This is a genomic window from Mycobacterium sp., assembly GCF_052143115.1.
In the GTDB taxonomy this organism is placed as follows: domain Bacteria; phylum Actinomycetota; class Actinomycetes; order Mycobacteriales; family Mycobacteriaceae; genus Mycobacterium.
In genome coordinates this window covers 1-17,143 of sequence record NZ_JBKQTQ010000144.1, presented here as the reverse complement: position 1 = coordinate 17,143, position 17,143 = coordinate 1, and the positions used below count along the sequence as shown (strand labels likewise).

Sequence of the window (17,143 nt, the reverse complement as noted above, 5' to 3'; positions counted from 1 at the left end):
GTACCGCATCCTCGCTTCCTGCATAGCTTGCTACGCGAAGCGATGGGGACGATGGACTGCGCGCACAGAACGGTCCGGCGATGGCAGTGAGGCAGGCGGATCAATCGCCCGCGGTGATCGTCCGAGGGCTGTCAAAGTCTTACGGGCAGTTACAGGCGGTGCGGGATTTGGACCTCGATGTCGACTATGGCGAGATATTCGCAATCCTCGGGCCCAACGGAGCGGGCAAGTCGACGACCATAGAAATCCTTGAGGGTCACCGAAAGCGTGATTCTGGAAACGTGCGCGTGCTAGGCGAAGACCCCGGAACCGCAGGCAGGAGTTGGCGCGCCAAGGTCGGGATAGTGCTCCAAGAAGCCAGCGACGCCGGCATGCTCACAGTGTCTGAAACCGTGCACATGTTCGCGAACTGCTACGGGACGGCCAGAGTCCCCGAGGAGGTACTCGAACTCGTTGGACTCGGCTCGGTTTCCGATTCAAAAGTACGCACGCTCTCAGGGGGACAGCGCCGTCGGCTCGACGTCGCTCTCGGCATCATCAACATGCCTAAATTGGTCTTTCTCGACGAACCGACGACTGGGTTCGATCCAGAAGCCAGACGACGCTTCTGGGACCTTATCCGGCTATTGGCGGACGATGGCACGACAATCCTGCTGACTACCCACTACCTCGACGAAGCCGCGGCCCTGGCCGACCGTGTCGCAGTCATCGCCGGCGGCGGGGTGGTGGCAGTCGACTCACCGCAAAACTTGATCGGATACGTGAGCTCGGCTGCGACGGTCCGGTGGAGGCGGGGAGATGCAGTCCATGTAGAGGAAACAGATCACCCGACCGAACTGATCAGACAGCGGTCCAAAGATGGGGCAGAACTGGCTGAGCTGACAGTCTCGCGGCCGACGCTCGAAGACGCTTATCTGCACTTGATCGGCCTGAAATGACGGACATCGACCACATGGCTTGTGCCCCAACGCCGCAACACAGGCTGACTGAGTCGCAGTCACCGCTGCCATCTCCGCTACGTATTGGGTTGTCGCGAGTAGTCCCCGAGTTGAAGATGTTCTACCGTCGGCCTGAGCAGTTGGCGCTGACATTCTCGATGCCGGCTGTGATTTGTATCCTGCTGGGTTCGATCTTTTCCACGAAACTGCCCCACAGCGAAATCAGCACCGGCACCGTGATCGCGTCGAGCATGCTCGCTTACGGGATTCTCTCGACATCATTCATCAACCTTGGCATCAGCATTGCCGCCGACCGCGACACTGGAGCCCTGAGGCGGCTTCGTGGGACGCCAACGACCGCATCGTCGTACTTCATCGGAAAAATTTTGCTGGTTGCCATCGCCAGTCTCGCCGAGGCGATCGTACTCCTGTCGGTAGGGGTGCTTTTCTTCGAACTTCAACTACCTACAACGGTTTTCGGATGGTTCACGCTGACGTGGGTGTTTCTTCTGGGGATCGTCAGTTGTTCGCTGTTAGGCATCTTCATCAGCAACCTGGCAAGTAACGCGGTGTCGGCCGCAGTTGTCACCAACGGCCCAGCGGTAGGCCTGCAATTCCTCTCGGGCACATACGTGCCGCTTGCCGCGTTACCGATGTGGATGTTGACCCTAGGCTCCATCTTTCCGGTCAAATGGATGGCTCAAGGCTTCCGCTCGGTATTGCTGCCATCGAAAATGGTCGCCTTCGAGCCAGCCGGCAGCTGGGAGCACTGGCACATATTCTTTGTGCTGACAGCATGGAGTATCGGCGGTTTGATTGCCTGCGTAGCAGTTTTCCGGTGGTCGGACAAGAACTGATTCTGCTACCGCGAGATGATTGTGCGGCTCCACGTAAACGCTGTTCGCTTTTTCGTCCAGCCGTCGGGTCTTTTGACTCGCCCGAGTTGCGCTGCCACGGCCCTCCGTCACGACGAACCGCTCCGGCCACTTCCCTTCGCTGTGATTGGGGCCTACGCTCGAAGCTCTTCTTCAAACATCGACATTGCCGCGATTATTGCCGTTAAAACCCGATGAGCAACAACAAGATCCGTGTCCGGCATATCGGTCAGAGCAGATCGCAGATGAGCACCGAGCGGGCCGAAAAACTCGCGGCCTACCGCCATCCCGTGACCTTCAAAGCGAAGCATCGACTTGCGGCGATCGGCGGGATCGGCTTCGCGCCGTATATGCCCGGCCTCGTACCTCAGCCGATGGGCCGAGAAGTCGGTGACGGTGAAGCTAAACCGCCTCCTCGCTGACGGCGACACCGTCGTCGCGTTAACCGAAGTGACGGTTGGCGACGAAAGAGGCGAAGACGCCGACGTATTTACCCTTCGCGGCGGCAAGACGGTCCGAGTACTGGCGCACACAGACACGGCGGTAATGGAGCGGGTCTACGGCAGGAAACAGGTCGCGGCGGGGTAGTAGGACTTGCTTGTCTGACGAAATGCAACGCTCCTCGGAATGGGTCGGCCCGTCATCCCGCTTGGGGCGGCGGGCCGACTCGCCTATCACGCGATCGCACTAGGACGTCGAGTTTCCTCTCGATGGAGGCCAGACCATGTCGGGATGCTCGAAACGCTGTCGGACGACTCGAGTCGACAAAAGTACTGCTCTTGACGCCGTCAAGACCCGACAACGTAACCGCAGGTAACGAATTCAACGTGGGCCATCATCGCTGGCTTGGTTTGGCCGCTGGCCTATCGGCGGTGCGATCAACAGCGCCACATGCCGTCAACGCGGCCTCGATGGTGGCGTTCACGAGTGTGTCGTCGATCGGCCCGATGGGTGGTAGCGCTGTGCGAAGGAGCAGCGGGCCGGTCAGTAGGTCGGAGATAACACCCGGCTGCGATGGCGGCGCGATCTCGTCTCGGTCGGCGGCTCGGGCGAGCATTGCGGCCACCGAGCGGCGACGGGGTTCCATGAAGCGCGCGTAGAACACCTCGCCGAGCTCACCGTCGTCTCGGACATCGTTGAGCACGCCGGCCAAAGCGGCCTGGACCATGGGGGCGACGAAAAAGTGGCGCTGAAGTTCCTGTATTAGCCGCAGATCCTCGCGCAAATTACCGCTGTCGGGGGCGGGGTCGATCCCGAAACGGCTCACCAGCAGCGCGACAACGAGCTCGCCGCGAGTCTTTGCCCGGCGGTAGATCGCAGCGCGGGTAGTGCCAGCCAGCTTGGCGACGCGATCGATGTTCACCGCTGAATAGCCATGCGAAAGCAACACCGCCTCAGTCGCATTCGCGATCGCGGTGTCCAAGGCAGTGTCGCGTGGACGACCTCGAAGACCTGACATGTGATCACCAGAACGATAGCGTTGACACATTAACGATGCACACTGTACCGTAAATGAATGCAGACAATCTGGGTACTCGGCGCGACCGGCAAGGGCGGTCGCGCAATCGCTTCTGAACTGATCGGCAACGACGCCGATGTGGTGCTCATCGGACGTGACCACGACAGGCTGGCCACCGCTGCCGCATCGCTGGGAAGACAGAACCGCACGATCCTGTCGCCCGGGCCGGCTGAGTTGGTTGCGCTGATTGCGGCCGAAAAGCCAACGGTCGTGGTGAACACCATCGGCCCGTTCGGCTTGACAAGCGCGCCGCTGGCCCGAGCATGCCTGGCCGCCGGGAGCCACTACGTGGATCTGGCTAACGAGCTATCGTCAGTGCAGGCGCTGCTGAACATGGATGCCGACGCAAGAAGCGCGGGAGTCACGCTGGTCACCGGAGCGGGCTTTGGTGTCCTGGCCACCGAGGCACTCGTCATCGAGTTGGTCAGCGGCCGACCCGAGGCAGCCCGCGCGACAGTCGCCGCAATGCCCGCCGTGGACGGCTTGGGCTCGGCCGTGCTGTCCAGTGTGATCGATGCCGTCGCATACGGTGGGCGGCGCTACCGGGACGGGCACCTGGTGCGGACACGGCTTGGCGCCGAGCACGCGTGGATTCCGTTGCCGGGCTTGCCCGCAATCCAGGGCCTCGCGGTTCCGACCGGTGAGCTGGAAGCGGCACGCCGCGCATCAGGGGCTCACGATGTGGTGGCCTTCTCCAGTGAGGTGCCCAGCGGGCGAACAGTGCGCGCGGTCCTGCCGATGCTGTCAGCTCTGCTAGCCGCGCAGCCAATCCGGGCCGGGGCTCAGCGGCTGGTCAGCCATGTTCGGTTGACTCCACCGGTGAAGTCCGGCGACATCTCCTGGGCGTACGCGCGACTCGAGTGGCCCGACCGCACACATCGTGAAGCGTGGCTCCGCACCGGGGAGGGCTACAGCTTCACCGCCAGGGTCGCCGCACACACCGCCACACGGATAAGCGACGGTCAGGTCGACCCAGGCTCATTCACCCCCGGCGCACTATTCGGCGCCGACTTGGCCGGCAGCGCGGGCGCACAGATCATCACACCGGGCGCGGTGACATCGTGACGGGCTGCGCCGTCCGCCGCCAACTGCGGATCCCAGCTGGCGAGGGCGACCAGCTCGATGCCTGGGTGTACATGCCCGACCGGCCCGGTCCGGTTCCCGTCGTGGTCATGGCGCACGGTATCGGCGGTATCAAAGCCGGTGGCTTAGCGCCGTTCGCGCAACGATTCGCCAGCAGCGGATTTGCAGCAGTTGCGTTCGACTACCGACACTGGGGTGACTCCACCGGTGAGCCACGACAGTTCCTCTCTGTCCGTCGTCAGCTCCAGGATTACCGCTCTGCGCTGGCTTGGGCACGCACCCAAGAGGAGTTCGACGCTGCACGGATGTTTGTGTGGGGCACCTCATTTGCCGGCATGCACATTGTCGCGCTGGCCGCCAGTGAACCCGGTTTAGCTGGCGCCATTGCGCAATGCCCGTTGGTGGACGGTTTGGCCGGGCTGACCAACATCCCGGCCGCCCGCGCGCTGCGGCTGACCGTGTACGCCCTGGCCGACCTGGCTGGGTCAGTGCTCGACCGACCCCCGCGCTATCTGCCCATCAGCGTGCCCCCGGGGCAGCTCGGGGTGATCGCAACCGACGATGCGATGAATGGCATGGCCCGACTCGACCCCGGCGACGGGTCCTGGTCCAACGAGATCACCGCCCGGTCTCTGCTTGACGTGACGGTGCACCGACCGGCGAGACACGCCCGGAATGCCCGATGCCCGCTGCTCATGGTTGTGGCGGAACACGACACCATAGCTCCCACCGGACCGGCGCTGGCCGTAGCCGCGCGCGCACCCCTCGGAGAGCTATACCGCAGCCGCGGCGGGCACTACGACGTCTACGCCGGCGGGCTTGACCACGAGAACGTGTTACGAGTCGAGACATCCTTCTTGCGCCGACACTCCGAGATGCCCGACCAGTGACACGGTCCCGCCGCACCTGCACCATCTAGCCACCGCCGGCCGACCAGTCATACCCCGCACTCACGACCATGCTCGACGGCAGGGAGCCCTGCCGCCATCGGGACGACGATCACTCGGGGCCAGCGATCAGCGTTGATGCCATCGACACCGCCGGTGTATTCACAGGTCGCTTCGCGTCGTCAATTCCGCTGTTTCCCCAGTTCAACGAGATTTCTGAGCTGGGTTCGATTCCCGCCAGCTCCACCAAAACATGCTGCCGCTCAGACGGCAAACGGCCGGAACACAATGTTCGGAGGTGGTGCCGGCGGCGGACCCGGTTCCTACTGTGCGGTGTCGTAACGTGATACCGGTGACGATCGGGGATTCCACCATCATGTCCGAGGCGTTCTTCACTGTCGACGGCGACTCCTATCTGCCGAGCGTGATGGCGCGAGGACCGTGGGGTGCCACAATGGGCGGTCAGATCGTCGGAGGCCTGTTGGGTTGGGGCATAGAGCAATCCGGCGTCGATCCCGACCTTCAGCCTGCCCGTATCACGGTCGACCTGTTGCGGCCAGCTCTGCTCGAACCGGTGCAGATTCAGACCTCGGTGCAGCGGGAAGGACGGCGCATCAAACTCGTCGACGGCGCGCTGGTGCAGAACGGAAAGACCGTCGCCCGGGCCAGCGCACTGTTTCTGCGACGAGGCGAGCAACCCGACGGCGAGGTGTGGACCGCCCCGGTGCGGATGCCGCCGCTTCCAACCGACTCCGACGAATTCCCCTCAGACATGCCGTTTTTCATCTGGGGGTACGGCGCCAACCCCGAGAAGGGGACTCGAGGTATGACTGAGTGGGAGCAATCCCACGCCCAGAAGTTCGCGTGGACGCGGGTCTTCCGCCCGATGGTGCAGGGTCACCCGCTCACACCGTTTAGTCGACTGGCATTCATCGGTGATATCACAAGTTCGCTCACCCATTGGGGCACTGGCGGTTTGCGCTATATCAACGCCGACTACACGGTCACTGCGAGCCGACTGCCGGACGGTGAATACCTCGGGCTGGCAGCCCAAAGCCACTACGGCACAGCCGGTGTGGCAACTGGCGGAGCGACCTTGTTCGATCGGCACGGGCCGATCGGCACCAGTTCGGCGCTGGCTCTGGCCCAATCCGCCGATGCGTTCAATCCGCCCTTCACGACTCAGGTGTGACAGCACATCAATCATGACTACCCCTCAACTGAGCAGCAACCTTTGCGCCTGGCTCGCTTGAGACAGACATGGTATGGCGGTTCAGTCGGCACAGCGACGCGCGATCTTCGCCGCGGCGGCTCGCAAACGCGCGGCGATACGCGGAGCGAACACTGGCACCGTCACGTCCTCGCGAAGCCGGGTCAGCTTGGAGGCCTTGATTCGCCATCGGCCGTCGATCTTCTCGTAGGTCTCGTGATAGTGGCCGTAGCCGTGCAGGGTCAAGGCCGGCACCAGGCGGACGACGTCGTTGAGCGCCCAGACGCCCCGAGCTGTCGTCGCCGATGTCAGTTCGATTTCGGGAGCGTGCACCTGATGGACAGTGACCTGAGACGGCTTGCCGATCGTGTTGCGGGTGTAGGCCATGAACCTATCCACGCCGACGATCACCGTGCCTCCCGCTTCCGTTGTGTCGCCTACGAAGTCGTCGGTGAAGAGTTCCCGCCATCGATCCCAGTCCTTGGTATCGAGATATCGGCAGTAACGCGCCTTCAACTGCTTGATCGACTCGATGTCGTTGCGCACGCTGTCACCGTCCATCGCAATCCTCCTCTTTTCTTACAATGCTGGTGGTCATCGTCGGAGTGGCATCGAGTCGATGATCCTCAGGTTCCGGCGCACAGCGTACGGTTACGCTGAGCGAATGCTCAGCGCGATCGGACTGTGTCAGCGGATGACTACGGGCGTTGCACGGACCGTCAACCGATGAAGGTCCAGCCGGCCGCGTTTCTGCGCACTACGCTTCCGCTCGCAATCGACATGCTCGATCAGTACGACTCCGGGAGATATCACTCCATTTGGCTGCCGGACCACATGGTCAGTTTCTGGCCGGATTCGATCTGGGCACCCGAGTTCACCGATCTCGCCACAGCGTCACCATCGCCGCACCGGCACCTCGACGGTATGGCCGTCGCCGCCGCGGCTGCCGTCCTCACGACGACGACACCCATCGTCACGACCGTCGTTGACACGGTCCGCAGACACCCAGCCATGCTCGCGCAGACAGCACTGACCCTCGATCACCTTTCGAAGGGCCGCTTCATCCTCGGCCTCGGCTCCGGTGAGCTCGAAAACACCGTGCCCTACGGGTTCGACTTCGCCAAGCCAGTCAGTCGTTTCGAGGAGTCGGTTAGAGTCATCAAGCTGCTCTGGGCGAGCGACGGACCGGTGGACTTCGAGGGTGACTTCTATCGTCTCGAGCACGCGCGGCTGGACACCGAAGCCTACGAAGGCAGGGTCCCGCCGATCTGGATCGGTGCCGCCGGGCCTCGCATGCTGCGCATCGCCGGCCGGCACGCCGACGGGTGGTGGCCTGCGGGCTCGTTCACACCGGAGGACTACGCCGCCAAACTCGGTGTCGTTCGGGAGGCGGCCGAGCGGGCCGGTCGCGACCCCATGGCGATCGTCCCCGCGATCACACAGATGTGCTTGATTGGCGAGGACGACGAGATCGAGGCGATGCTGAAGGCTCCGCTGGTCAAGTCCATCATCCTGATGCTCACTGCAGAGGACCTCCGCACGTTCGGCTACGAGCACCCGATGGGCTCAGACTGGCGCGGGATCATGGACTTCGACCCGGTCAAGCTGTCACGCGAGAAGATCATAAAGTTCTGCGAAGACGTTGATACACAGGCGATTCGCAACATCATCCCCTGTGGCACGCCCAAGCAGGTGGCGCAGCGGATGAAGGGCTTCTGCGACGCGGGTCTGCGGGTGTTCAAGTTGATGGAGTACGGCAGCATGGGTGGACTCGCATTCAGCGCAGGCTCGGCCGCCAAGGTGCGCGAGACCGAGGACGAACTGCTCACCCTGGTCGGTGGCAAATGACCACGCCTGCAACCGAAAACGCCCTCGACGCGCAGGCGATGCTAACTCGTGCGCAGGCCGAGATGGGACTGTACGACTGGAGCGACGCCACCTTGCCAAAGCGCTTCGGGCTGGCAGTCGATCAGCTCAACGCGGCGACGATGGATGCAGACGGTCGTCGACGGGCGGCGCAAGTCTGCCACTGGCTTCTCACCTCGCGACTTGAGTTCTTCGAGGACCGTAACCGCTACCCGATCGCCAACGAGGTGATCGAGCGGCCGATGTTCGTGACCGGCGAACCGCGCACGGGAACCACGCTCATGCACGCCTTGATGTCCGTCGACCCCAAGGCTCGGGCCCTGAGGTTTTGGGAGGTTATGTATCCGTCGCCACCGCCGGGCGTCGCTGGCACTGACGATCCGCGCCGAGTTCGCGCCGACGATGATTGGCGTGAGATCAACGCCAAACTGCCGAAATGGCTGCATTCGCACCCCTACAACGACATGCTCGGCGATGGCTTGCCCGAGGACGAACGCACCTGGGCCTTTGATTTCCGGGTGATGACGCCGACCGCTTGGTGGCGAGTGCCGATCGAATCCGTGACTCAGGGCTTGCCCACCGACGCTCGGGCACAGTACCGAATTCACAAGGCGATGCTGCAGCAGCTCCAGTACGGCAGGCCTGAGAAATATTGGGTGCTCAAGGGATTTCACGGCTTTCGGCTCGAGGAGTTCTTCGAGGCCTATCCCGACGCCACACTCGTGTGGTTGCACCGCGATCCCGTACAGGTGGCGGCATCGCGCACCATGATGATGGCCGACATCATGGACGGTATCGTCGGTCCGATCGATCTGAAGGTCGAGGCGAAGAAGCATCTCGAGATGACGCGAGCGGGCATCGCCAACACCATGACCAACCCTATGGTTGACGACCCGCGCATCCACCATGTCCGCTACCGGGACTTTGTCTCCGACCAGATCGCAACAGTGCGCGGCTACTACGATTTCGCTGGGCGGCAGCTTACCCCTGGGGCCGAGCGCGCGATGCGTGATTACCTCGCGAACAACAAGGGTGACCGCTACGGCAAGTTCCGCTATTCGACGTCGTTGCTCACTGACATCGGTGAGGACATCAACGCCCTCAACGAGGAGTTCAGACCGTTCCGCGAACGGTTCGGAGTCGAGATCGAGACGAGAGCCTAGGAATGCATCCGCGCGTCAGCCTGCACCAAGTTGCATTCCTCGATGAGAGCACCACGGCGTTCCTCGACCATTGCCGCAGGATCGGCGTGCAGCACACGACGCTGGTGACTCCTTCGCTGATGCGGCCGGGCGGGGTAGATGAGGCTCAGCAGGCACTGGGGGCCGGCGCGCCGCAAGTGGAAGCGGTGAATCATCAGTTCGCCGTCTATCCCGACCTGGATAACGACCGTGGCGAAGCCACCGCGAAGCTGCTGCAGGCCATCGACATCGCCGCGGCGTTGGGGGCCAGCTCGGTGTATTTGCAAACGGGCGGCCGCGGATATTTGACGTGGGAGCAAGCTGCCGAACGCTTCACCGCGCTCATCGCGCCATGCACGGCGGCAGCTGCTGCCCGGGGGGTTCGTGTGCTCGTCGAGAACGCCTCGTCGTTCAATGCCGACATCCACATTGCCCACACGCTCGCCGATACCATCACCCTCGCGGAACTCGCCGGCATCGGTCTCTGCATCGAATGGCACGCCTGTTGGATGGAGGCTGGCTTGAAGGCGCTTCTGCAGCAAGCGATTCCGATGACGGGTCTTGTCCAGGTGAGTGATTACGTGCTGGGCGACCGCACCGCGCCCTGCCGCGCGGTGCCCGGCGACGGGGTGATCCCGCTCGACCGAATACTGGGCGACGTGCTCGAGGCCGGCTATCCAGGCGTCTTCGACATCGAGTTGGTCGGCCCGCGCATTAAGGCAGAAGGTGCCCGGCCCGCCACCGAACGCGCGGCGCAAAGGGTGTCGGAAATCCTGACCCGGCTGGGAGCCTGAACCAATGGCCTATGGCGACGGACCCGCCGACGAAGCGATGCGCGATTCCTGGCACCGTTTCTGCGATCAACTCAAGTCCGCGGGCGATGACGTGTTCAAGGACGCCAATCCCAGCTCGCCGATCCTGCGCGCCGACGCATTCCGCTTCCTCGCCCAGAACCTGGGGCAGGCGTTCGACCTCGCGCTGGAGACCAATGATCCGGCCTATCCACAGATACATCCCTTCTGCACACCGACGCGCAAGCTGGGCGGTGATGTCGCCGACTTCACCTATCGCCAGGCATGGATCGACGGTGACCACGCCTACCGGATCAGCGGTAAACGCGGCACCGCGCGGTGGCTGAACCTGACGGTGCAGGGTCCGAGACCGGACCGCATCCCGGGCACCGACTGGCCGAGTCTGCACGAACCCTTTGGGGACATTCCGGAGACCAACATCTTCGGTCATCAGATCACCACCGAAGCCGACGGCAGTTTCGAACTCTACGTCGGGGGAGAGATACGCGCCGAGAACTGGCTGCCGACGACGCCCGGTTCGCGGAAGTTGTTCATCCGCGAGGCGTTCGACGCGTGGTTCGAGACGCCGACCACGCTGTCGATCGAGCGGATCGGTATGGACGGCCCACGGCCCGTACCGACGCCGGAGCGGGTCATCGAGGCGATGGGGTGGGCCGGGGACTTCCTCACCGGCGTGATGCACGACTGGCCCGAACATTCGTGGAAGTACTCCAACGGCGTGTGCGACCCGGCATTTACGAACCAGTTCCCGCCCGAGCGGACCGCCAACACCGACGACGACGCCAAGCGCGGGCGGCTGGCGGCGCACATGATCTGGGAATTGAGGCCGGACAAGGCGCTGATCGTCGAGATGGATAACCACGACGGCTTCTGGATCTTTGGGATGGGCAATGTTTTCGCGGCCAGCATGGACTTCCTGTACCGCCCGGTGAGCTACACCCCCGCACGTACCAAGGTGGACAGCGACGGCGTGGTGCGCCTGGTGATTGCGCACGACGATCCAGGTGTGCACAACTGGCTTGACACTCAAGGCTTTTCGAACGGCAACCTCACCTATCGCAATCTGATGAGCCAGAACCCCGCTCGCTTCCGTACTCGGTTGGTGAAGCGCTCGGAACTGCTCGACGCTTTGCCTTCCGACACCGTGATGGTCTCCGAGGGCGAGCGTGTGCAGCAGATGCTCGATCGCTATCACAGCATCAAATTGCGCTACGGCATCTGACGGTGCTCCGACTGACGTCCGCTTAGGCTCATGAATGTGGGCAGCAAAGCAATCGATGTATCCGGGTTTCACGGCGACGTCGTGGCACCGCGTACCCGTGGCCGACCGGCGCGTATCAGCCGTGAGCGCATAATCGCCGCGGCGCGCACGATAGCGCCCGAAGCCTTGACCATGCAGAAGGTCGCCGACGTGCTGGGAGTCGATCCGAAGGCGCTCAACTACCACGTCGGAGACCGGGACGGGCTGCGGCAGCTGGTGGTCCTGGATGTCTTCGAATCCGAGCTTCGCCGCGTCAAGATTCCCGGCGGCGGCGACTGGCGCGACGTAGTGCGCGCTTATGTGCATGCGCTACGCGAGGCAACCATCAAGCTAGGCGCCTTGGCGGTTGCCATCCATCTGCCTGGAAGCCAGGGTTTGGGCGCGCTCGATCCGGTGGAAAGCGTCCTGCAAGCGCTGGTCGGTGCCGGACTCGACATCGAGCAGGCCGGCCGCACGCTGACGTTCGTAACTGAGCTGGCCTATGCGGCCGGGCGCGACGCTCTGCGCATGGCCGAGAATCCCGTCCACCCGGACGTTCCGGGCATCTCGGCTGCGTTGAGGTCGGCAGCTGCCGATGACTTTCCCGTCCTCCGCCAAGTCGTCGCCGCGCAGGGGGATGCCGGCCCGGACGAAGGTCAGTTCGAGTTCAGCCTCGAGTTGGTGATCGCCGGGCTGGAGCAGGTGGTGGGCAGCCAGAGCGGCAATACAATAGCCCGCCGCCGACGCTGATCGGGGACGCCCTCGTCTCGATATGCGGATGCCGACGACGCCGAGATCGCCTGAGACTTTTTTCGTTTCGGGAAAAATATTCCGCAATCTGTGGCCCGGTTCGACCCGCCTGGCTAGCATCCGACGTGACGCACCAATAGGCGCTCATCGGGAGGTCTCGCCGTGCCGAACCAGCTGCATCACGTGGTGATGCTCAGCCATTCAGCGACGAGGTTCATCGGATTCCTCACAGACGTCGTCGGAATGGAGGTGCAACACAGTTTCCGGGTTCCGGGGGAGATACTCGAGACGACCCTTGGGTGGCCACCGTCCGAGGGGGCGGACGTCACGATCCTGGGCAGTGGCGTGGCAGGTCTCGTCGAAGTTCTCGACGTTCCCGAACAGCTACGCACAGCCGCACCCGAAGGACTCGCCGCACTGTCCTTCCTGGCCGACGATTACCGCATCATGCAGAATAGAGCGCGCCAATTCACCGGCGACGTCACAGTTCTCGACACGGGGGTGCCTGGCGTTGACCTGTTCATCTGCACCGTGGGCGGGGTGCCGATGGAGTTCATGGGCAGTTACGAGGCTGGAGCCATGGAGGTGTCCGCGGCCGATGGATAACGCTACGAAAGAAGTTGCGATGCACGACTTGTCAGGGCGAAGGGTTCTCGTGACCGGCGCGAGCGGCGTGGTGGCGTTCCCGGTTGCCAAAGAGCTCGCGAAGACAAATGAGGTCTACGCAGTGGCACGGTTTTCCGATCCCGCGCAGAAGCGGATGCTGGAGGAGGCGGGCGCGCATCCGATTGCCTTCGATCTTGCCGATCCCGACCTGTCGCCGCTGCCGGAATCAGTTGATGTGGTGATCAATTACGCTGTCCTGCCGCCGCAGAAGAACGCCTATGAGGTCAATGCGGGCGCCGCGGGGCGCCTCGCCAGGCGATACCGGGACTGCGAAGCCTTCGTGCACGGCAGCACCGGTTCGCTCTATGAGTATCAGGGCGAGCGGCCCCTGCGCGAGGACGATCCCTACGGCCTGCACAGCTCCGCGGAGAACTATGCCGCCAGCAAGATCGCGGCCGAATTCCTTCTCAAACATCTCAGCGTGGATTACCAGCTGCCGGTTGTGATAGTGCGGATCTTCTCCTTCTACGGCCCGCGGGGCGGCGGAGTCACGCAACGCATCGACCAGATGATCCGGGATCAACCGGTGAGCGTCTATCCGGGCGTGCGAAATGTCCATACCCCGTTGTACGAGAGTGATTACGTCGAAAAGACCATCGCTGCAGCGGGTATCGCCAAGGTTGGCGCCGAGATCGTCAACGTCGGCGGGACGGAAGCCGTGACGACGCAGGAGTACTGCCAGATCGCCGGCGAGATACTCGGCAAGGAGCCGGTATTCGTCGAGAACAGTAGGGCCTGGCCGATATGGGCCGACACGACCAAAATGGTGGGGTTGTTGGGTCCGAACAAAGTGTCGGTTCGCGAAGGCGTGCGCCGAACGATCGAAGCCGCGAAGGACCGGCTGCAGACCTCCCACCACGTCATCGGCGAACCGGCGAAGGTCTAGGAAGGCCGATGATTACCTTCATCGCTCACTTGCGGGTGCCTACAGAGAACGCGCAGGCGTTCGAAGATCTGATGACCCATGTCACGGCAATGACGCTTGAGAACGAGCCGGGTGTCGCCTACTACGGCTTCGCCAAGAGCGTCGAAGAGGCCGACACCTACGTGGTCGTCGAGGTGTATCGGGACCAAGCAGCCTGCGTCGCACACGGGGATACCGCCTGGGTAAGGGAGTCGGTGCCAAAGTCACTGCTCCTGACGGAGGGCATGCCCCAACTCGTGCAATACGTCAGCCCAGGCGCGGAACCGGTTGTCTCGCGGTTCGAGGACATGACATGAGCGGAGCTAACGACATGACCGATGTCGAGATGCTGGTCGAGCTCCAGGCGATCTACCGGCTCAAAGCCCTACGCGATCATGCGGTCGACCAGAAGGACTGGGCGACTTACGCAGAGTTGCACACCGACGACTACGTCGCGATGTCGATCTCTAGCGAACCGATTGTTGGCGGAAAAGCCGCAGCCGAAGCACTTTCAGTTCAGCTGGCAAACGTCACCACCGTTCATCACAGTCATACGCCGGTGATCGACTTTCAGGACCGGGACAACGCGACTGGTGTGTGGGCCATGGAGGACAACCTGTTTTGGATGCGAAACGGTGAGAAGCAGTGGCTGCGCGGGTTCGGCTTCTATCACGAGACCTACATCCGCGGCGAGGATGGCCGATGGCGCTTCAGCTACCGAAAACTCGAACGCACGCATGCCGAGACGTCGCCCGGAGCTGCCATCATGGCGGCGGATTTCTCGGGCGAGAACCCGTTGGTCGGCGTCGGATAGGCCGCTTCGATGGCACCGGACACGGCCGAGAGAAGCCTGGCAACGGTTCGCCGGTTCATGGCGGCGAACGGCGCGGAGCACCGAAACGAGCGCCGCAGCTTGCTGCATGAGGATTTCGTTGTTCACGAAGCCGGAGGTCTACCGTTCAGCGGTGACTATCACGGGTCGCAGGGCTTCTTCGAGCTTCTGAACCGGATGGACGACGTGCTGGAGCTCACGGCGGGTCCGATCACCACTGATCCGCTTGGGGAGGACGCTGTCTCCGCGCGCTTTCGGCTCACGTTCATTTCACGGGCCTCTGGCAAGAGCGTCGAGATGGGACTTGTCGAGATCTACACCGTGCGGGGCGGGCGAATCGCGGAGCTCGACGTGTACTACAAGGACCCGGCGGCGGTCGCTGCATTACTGGCGACTTGAGGTGTTCGCCCCGGTGAGCCGTGGGCTCGAGAGGTGTTGTTGCCATCAACACCTGTTGGAGTAGCCGCAGGTCGTTTCGCGTTGTCTGGCGTCATGTCGCGTCGTCAATTCCGCTGTTATCCCAGCTCAAGTCGATTTTTGAGCCTGGTTCGATTCCCGGCAGCTCCACCAAAACTGCAGATGAGCCGAAGCCCAGCGCGCTGGGTGAGGATCAAGCAGGCAGCTGAGTACTACCAGGTCAGCCCGACCCTGATTCGTGCACTCATTGCCCACGAACAACTTGAGGCGTGCCGGATCGGGAGTTCTAGGGCCATCCGCATTGATCCCGAATCGCTGCTGCAACTGGGCCAGTTCAAGTCGTGGACAACGTGGACAACATGGTGAGACGCCACTACATCACTATCGGGAAAGCTGCCGAGTACTTGCAGATCAGTGACCGGAGAGTGCGCCGATTGATCGCCGACGGTGAGCTGACGGGTTACCGTATGGGTCGATCCCGTCCATCAACGAGCCGCCGCGAACGTGGAAACGGCGACCATGAGTGACGCGGTCGACCAGCTGGCCCAGGCAATGCGCGACCTCATCAATGAGGCCGTACAGGCAGCCGTCGGGCGTCAGCACCGCGTACGAACCACTCCGGTCCCGGCGAAGGCCGCCTAGACACATCAAGACGACGACAACGCCGGGGGGACGGCCGAGGCGGGCGCCGGTCAAGTCAATGGTGGGGTGCGCGAGCACAGCCGATTGGAGGAGTATGCGAGGGGTGGGTGACGTCTCGGTGATCGGTTGCGTCGGGTCGTTGATCGTGGCGACCCGCGGCGTCGCGGGCGTCGGAGAGGTCCTTCTGAACGTGCGGGGCACGAAGGAGGCCTATCTTGCGTGGTCTGAGCAGCCCCTGCCGAGGGGGACCGAGGTGCTGGTGATAGATGTCCGAGGTGCGCGGACGGTCCTGGTTGAGCCATGGCCCGGCTCGAGTTTGTCAACGCTGACTTCCTGACCCTAAAACACGAATCTGCAAGGAGTTCAACATGTTCGGCTACAGAGTGCCTGCACCAGACGAGGCGATGCTGATCTCCGGCGGCCGCGCTGCTGGCGACGCCCCGTTTCGTGTGGTGACCGGTCACGGCGCTTTCATCATGCCGTTCTTCCGAAAGGTTCGGTTCCTCACGCTGGCAATGTGTGAGGCCGAGGTCGAGGAAAGGTGCGTCACTCAGCAGGGGATCACCTTGAACGTTCGAGCCGTCATTGCCTTCAAGGTCGGCAACGACTCCGAAAGCATCGTCAGCGCCGGACAACGATTCTTGTCCGACCAAAACCAGATGGCGGTTCTGACTGGGCGAATCTTCGCTGGTCACCTGCGCTCGATCATCGGTTCGATGACCGTCGAGCAGATCATCAAGGAACGCCAGAAGCTGGCCACCGAGGTCCTCGACGGGTCCAAGGGGGAGATGATCAAGATCGGACTGACCGTCGACGCCCTGCAGATCCAGTCCATCGACGACGGCTCCCTGGGCTACATCCTGGCGATGTCCGCGCCGCACAACGCGGCCATCCAGCAGCAGGCGCAGATTGCCCAGGCCAAGGCCAATCAGGCCGCGGCCGAGGCCGAGCAGGAGTCGCAGCGCAACCAGGCCGAGTTCGCTCGGCAGACGGCGATCGTGCAGGCTCAGTACAAGGCCGAAGTCGACAAAGCGCAGGCAGAAGCCAGCCAGGCGGGACCGCTGGCCGAGGCGCAAGCCCAGCGCGAAGTGCTCGCGATGCGGACCGAGTTGGCTCAGCGCGCCGCAGAGCTACGGCAGCAAGAGCTGGTCTCGGAGGTGGTCAAGCCCGCCGAGGCGGAGGCAGAACGCGTTCGGATTCTGGCGGTTGCCGACGCTGAGAAAATGAAGATCCAAGCCGAAGCGGCGGCCTCGCACAACCGGGTGGCCTTGGACCGGATGCTGATCGATCAGCTGCCCGAAATCGTCAAGCAGGCTGCTCA

Annotated in this window: 23 protein-coding genes and 1 pseudogene; 21 read left to right on the top strand and 3 right to left on the bottom strand. The window is 62.9% G+C overall.

The genetic code is table 11. The features are described 5' to 3' along the window. Positions 1-80: 80 nt before the first annotated feature. Positions 81-938: an ABC transporter ATP-binding protein gene (locus ACLQI9_RS15410; RefSeq protein WP_442380373.1), complete on the top strand. Its 858-nt coding sequence runs from the start codon at positions 81-83 to the stop codon at positions 936-938. 116 nt (positions 939-1,054) lie between these two features. Beyond that, positions 1,055-1,795 (top strand): ABC transporter permease, encoded by a 741-nt coding sequence (locus ACLQI9_RS15405; protein WP_442380385.1) that lies wholly within the window; start codon positions 1,055-1,057, stop codon positions 1,793-1,795. Between the two features lie 152 nt (positions 1,796-1,947). Here the strand turns inward: ACLQI9_RS15405 and ACLQI9_RS15400 are convergent, their stop codons facing one another. Then, positions 1,948-2,100 (bottom strand): hypothetical protein, encoded by a 153-nt coding sequence (locus tag ACLQI9_RS15400; protein WP_442380371.1) that lies wholly within the window; start codon positions 2,098-2,100, stop codon positions 1,948-1,950. On the opposite strand from ACLQI9_RS15400, the gene ACLQI9_RS15395 reads away from it, so the two are divergent. Both ACLQI9_RS15395 and ACLQI9_RS15390 read left to right on the top strand, forming a co-directional pair. Further along, the gene (locus tag ACLQI9_RS15395; RefSeq protein WP_442380387.1) at positions 2,059-2,235 is read left to right on the top strand and encodes a hypothetical protein; all 177 of its coding nucleotides are present in this window, start codon (positions 2,059-2,061) and stop codon (positions 2,233-2,235) included. The genes ACLQI9_RS15400 and ACLQI9_RS15395 overlap by 42 nt on opposite strands. Continuing rightward, a pseudogene (locus ACLQI9_RS15390) lies at positions 2,177-2,401 on the top strand (nuclear transport factor 2 family protein); the annotation flags it as partial. The gene ACLQI9_RS15395 and the pseudogene ACLQI9_RS15390, both read left to right, overlap by 59 nt. Positions 2,402-2,648: 247 nt before the next feature. Here the strand turns inward: ACLQI9_RS15390 and ACLQI9_RS15385 are convergent. Then, complete coding sequence (locus ACLQI9_RS15385; RefSeq protein ID WP_442391869.1) at positions 2,649-3,236, bottom strand: TetR/AcrR family transcriptional regulator; 588 nt, start codon at positions 3,234-3,236, stop codon at positions 2,649-2,651. 93 nt (positions 3,237-3,329) lie between these two features. On the opposite strand from ACLQI9_RS15385, the gene ACLQI9_RS15380 reads away from it, so the two are divergent. From ACLQI9_RS15380 to ACLQI9_RS15370, 3 genes are all read left to right on the top strand, one after another. Continuing rightward, positions 3,330-4,397 (top strand): saccharopine dehydrogenase NADP-binding domain-containing protein, encoded by a 1,068-nt coding sequence (locus ACLQI9_RS15380; RefSeq protein ID WP_442380367.1) that lies wholly within the window; start codon positions 3,330-3,332, stop codon positions 4,395-4,397. Then, entirely contained in the window at positions 4,394-5,305 is a 912-nt protein-coding gene (locus ACLQI9_RS15375; protein ID WP_442380365.1) for an alpha/beta hydrolase, read from the top strand. The genes ACLQI9_RS15380 and ACLQI9_RS15375 overlap by 4 nt, the downstream gene beginning before the upstream one ends. A 349-nt stretch (positions 5,306-5,654) precedes the next feature. Continuing rightward, complete coding sequence (locus ACLQI9_RS15370) at positions 5,655-6,494, top strand: thioesterase family protein (RefSeq protein ID WP_442380363.1); 840 nt, start codon at positions 5,655-5,657, stop codon at positions 6,492-6,494. An 81-nt stretch (positions 6,495-6,575) separates the two neighbouring features. On the opposite strand, the gene ACLQI9_RS15365 is transcribed toward ACLQI9_RS15370, so the two are convergent. After that, positions 6,576-7,073, bottom strand: coding sequence for a nuclear transport factor 2 family protein (locus tag ACLQI9_RS15365; protein ID WP_442380361.1), 498 nt, complete (start codon positions 7,071-7,073; stop codon positions 6,576-6,578). A 165-nt stretch (positions 7,074-7,238) separates the two neighbouring features. Between ACLQI9_RS15365 and ACLQI9_RS15360 the strand changes: the two genes are divergently transcribed. The 14 genes from ACLQI9_RS15360 to ACLQI9_RS15295 form a co-directional block, all read left to right on the top strand. Beyond that, positions 7,239-8,360, top strand: coding sequence for an LLM class flavin-dependent oxidoreductase (locus tag ACLQI9_RS15360; protein WP_442380359.1), 1,122 nt, complete (start codon positions 7,239-7,241; stop codon positions 8,358-8,360). Beyond that, a complete protein-coding gene (locus tag ACLQI9_RS15355; protein ID WP_442380357.1) occupies positions 8,357-9,541 on the top strand; it encodes a sulfotransferase family protein in 1,185 nt (394 codons plus the stop codon). The genes ACLQI9_RS15360 and ACLQI9_RS15355 overlap by 4 nt, the downstream gene beginning before the upstream one ends. A 2-nt stretch (positions 9,542-9,543) precedes the next feature. Then, positions 9,544-10,353 (top strand): sugar phosphate isomerase/epimerase family protein, encoded by an 810-nt coding sequence (locus ACLQI9_RS15350; RefSeq protein WP_442380355.1) that lies wholly within the window; start codon positions 9,544-9,546, stop codon positions 10,351-10,353. Between the two features lie 4 nt (positions 10,354-10,357). After that, a complete protein-coding gene (locus ACLQI9_RS15345) occupies positions 10,358-11,593 on the top strand; it encodes a DUF1214 domain-containing protein (protein WP_442380353.1) in 1,236 nt (411 codons plus the stop codon). 36 nt (positions 11,594-11,629) lie between these two features. Next, a complete protein-coding gene (locus ACLQI9_RS15340) occupies positions 11,630-12,361 on the top strand; it encodes a TetR/AcrR family transcriptional regulator C-terminal domain-containing protein (protein WP_442380351.1) in 732 nt (243 codons plus the stop codon). Positions 12,362-12,523: 162 nt separating this feature from the next. Continuing rightward, positions 12,524-12,967 carry a VOC family protein gene (locus ACLQI9_RS15335; protein WP_442380349.1) on the top strand — a complete coding sequence of 148 codons (444 nt, stop codon included), beginning with the start codon at positions 12,524-12,526 and terminating at the stop codon, positions 12,965-12,967. Then, complete coding sequence (locus tag ACLQI9_RS15330) at positions 12,960-13,913, top strand: NAD-dependent epimerase/dehydratase family protein (RefSeq protein ID WP_442391867.1); 954 nt, start codon at positions 12,960-12,962, stop codon at positions 13,911-13,913. Before ACLQI9_RS15335 ends, ACLQI9_RS15330 begins: the two co-directional genes overlap by 8 nt. Before the next feature lie 8 nt (positions 13,914-13,921). After that, the gene (locus ACLQI9_RS15325) at positions 13,922-14,248 is read left to right on the top strand and encodes a putative quinol monooxygenase (RefSeq protein WP_442380345.1); all 327 of its coding nucleotides are present in this window, start codon (positions 13,922-13,924) and stop codon (positions 14,246-14,248) included. After that, complete coding sequence (locus ACLQI9_RS15320; RefSeq protein ID WP_442391866.1) at positions 14,245-14,745, top strand: nuclear transport factor 2 family protein; 501 nt, start codon at positions 14,245-14,247, stop codon at positions 14,743-14,745. The genes ACLQI9_RS15325 and ACLQI9_RS15320 overlap by 4 nt, the downstream gene beginning before the upstream one ends. A gap of 9 nt (positions 14,746-14,754) precedes the next feature. Next, positions 14,755-15,162: a nuclear transport factor 2 family protein gene (locus ACLQI9_RS15315; protein ID WP_442381214.1), complete on the top strand. Its 408-nt coding sequence runs from the start codon at positions 14,755-14,757 to the stop codon at positions 15,160-15,162. 180 nt (positions 15,163-15,342) lie between these two features. Beyond that, positions 15,343-15,546, top strand: a complete 204-nt coding sequence (locus ACLQI9_RS15310; RefSeq protein WP_442391865.1) for a helix-turn-helix domain-containing protein — start codon at positions 15,343-15,345, stop codon at positions 15,544-15,546. After that, on the top strand, positions 15,540-15,707 hold the full coding sequence (locus ACLQI9_RS15305) for an excisionase family DNA-binding protein (RefSeq protein ID WP_442381218.1): 168 nt from the start codon (positions 15,540-15,542) through the stop codon (positions 15,705-15,707). Before ACLQI9_RS15310 ends, ACLQI9_RS15305 begins: the two co-directional genes overlap by 7 nt. Then, a complete protein-coding gene (locus tag ACLQI9_RS15300) occupies positions 15,700-15,822 on the top strand; it encodes a hypothetical protein (protein ID WP_442381216.1) in 123 nt (40 codons plus the stop codon). Before ACLQI9_RS15305 ends, ACLQI9_RS15300 begins: the two co-directional genes overlap by 8 nt. Before the next feature lie 368 nt (positions 15,823-16,190). Then, positions 16,191-17,143, top strand: a 953-nt coding sequence (locus ACLQI9_RS15295) for an SPFH domain-containing protein (protein ID WP_442391864.1), incomplete at its 3' end; no start/stop codon positions are given.

Excerpts from the sequence above, each read along its gene's own strand:
- ACLQI9_RS15380 (WP_442380367.1), top strand. The coding sequence starts at position 3,330 with ATGCAGACAATCTGGGTACTCGGCGCGACCGGCAAGGGCGGTCGCGCA.
- ACLQI9_RS15305 (WP_442381218.1), top strand. The coding sequence starts at position 15,540 with ATGGTGAGACGCCACTACATCACTATCGGGAAAGCTGCCGAGTACTTG.
- ACLQI9_RS15365 (WP_442380361.1), bottom strand. The coding sequence starts at position 7,073 with ATGGACGGTGACAGCGTGCGCAACGACATCGAGTCGATCAAGCAGTTG.
- ACLQI9_RS15350 (WP_442380355.1), top strand. The coding sequence starts at position 9,544 with ATGCATCCGCGCGTCAGCCTGCACCAAGTTGCATTCCTCGATGAGAGC.
- ACLQI9_RS15345 (WP_442380353.1), top strand. The coding sequence starts at position 10,358 with ATGGCCTATGGCGACGGACCCGCCGACGAAGCGATGCGCGATTCCTGG.
- ACLQI9_RS15315 (WP_442381214.1), top strand. The coding sequence starts at position 14,755 with ATGGCACCGGACACGGCCGAGAGAAGCCTGGCAACGGTTCGCCGGTTC.
- ACLQI9_RS15395 (WP_442380387.1), top strand. The coding sequence starts at position 2,059 with ATGAGCACCGAGCGGGCCGAAAAACTCGCGGCCTACCGCCATCCCGTG.
- ACLQI9_RS15405 (WP_442380385.1), top strand. The coding sequence starts at position 1,055 with ATGTTCTACCGTCGGCCTGAGCAGTTGGCGCTGACATTCTCGATGCCG.
- ACLQI9_RS15330 (WP_442391867.1), top strand. The coding sequence starts at position 12,960 with ATGGATAACGCTACGAAAGAAGTTGCGATGCACGACTTGTCAGGGCGA.
- ACLQI9_RS15300 (WP_442381216.1), top strand. The coding sequence starts at position 15,700 with ATGAGTGACGCGGTCGACCAGCTGGCCCAGGCAATGCGCGACCTCATC.
- ACLQI9_RS15325 (WP_442380345.1), top strand. The coding sequence starts at position 13,922 with ATGATTACCTTCATCGCTCACTTGCGGGTGCCTACAGAGAACGCGCAG.
- ACLQI9_RS15355 (WP_442380357.1), top strand. The coding sequence starts at position 8,357 with ATGACCACGCCTGCAACCGAAAACGCCCTCGACGCGCAGGCGATGCTA.
- ACLQI9_RS15360 (WP_442380359.1), top strand. The coding sequence starts at position 7,239 with ATGAAGGTCCAGCCGGCCGCGTTTCTGCGCACTACGCTTCCGCTCGCA.
- ACLQI9_RS15400 (WP_442380371.1), bottom strand. The coding sequence starts at position 2,100 with ATGGCGGTAGGCCGCGAGTTTTTCGGCCCGCTCGGTGCTCATCTGCGA.
- ACLQI9_RS15410 (WP_442380373.1), top strand. The coding sequence starts at position 81 with ATGGCAGTGAGGCAGGCGGATCAATCGCCCGCGGTGATCGTCCGAGGG.
- ACLQI9_RS15310 (WP_442391865.1), top strand. The coding sequence starts at position 15,343 with ATGAGCCGAAGCCCAGCGCGCTGGGTGAGGATCAAGCAGGCAGCTGAG.
- ACLQI9_RS15320 (WP_442391866.1), top strand. The coding sequence starts at position 14,245 with ATGAGCGGAGCTAACGACATGACCGATGTCGAGATGCTGGTCGAGCTC.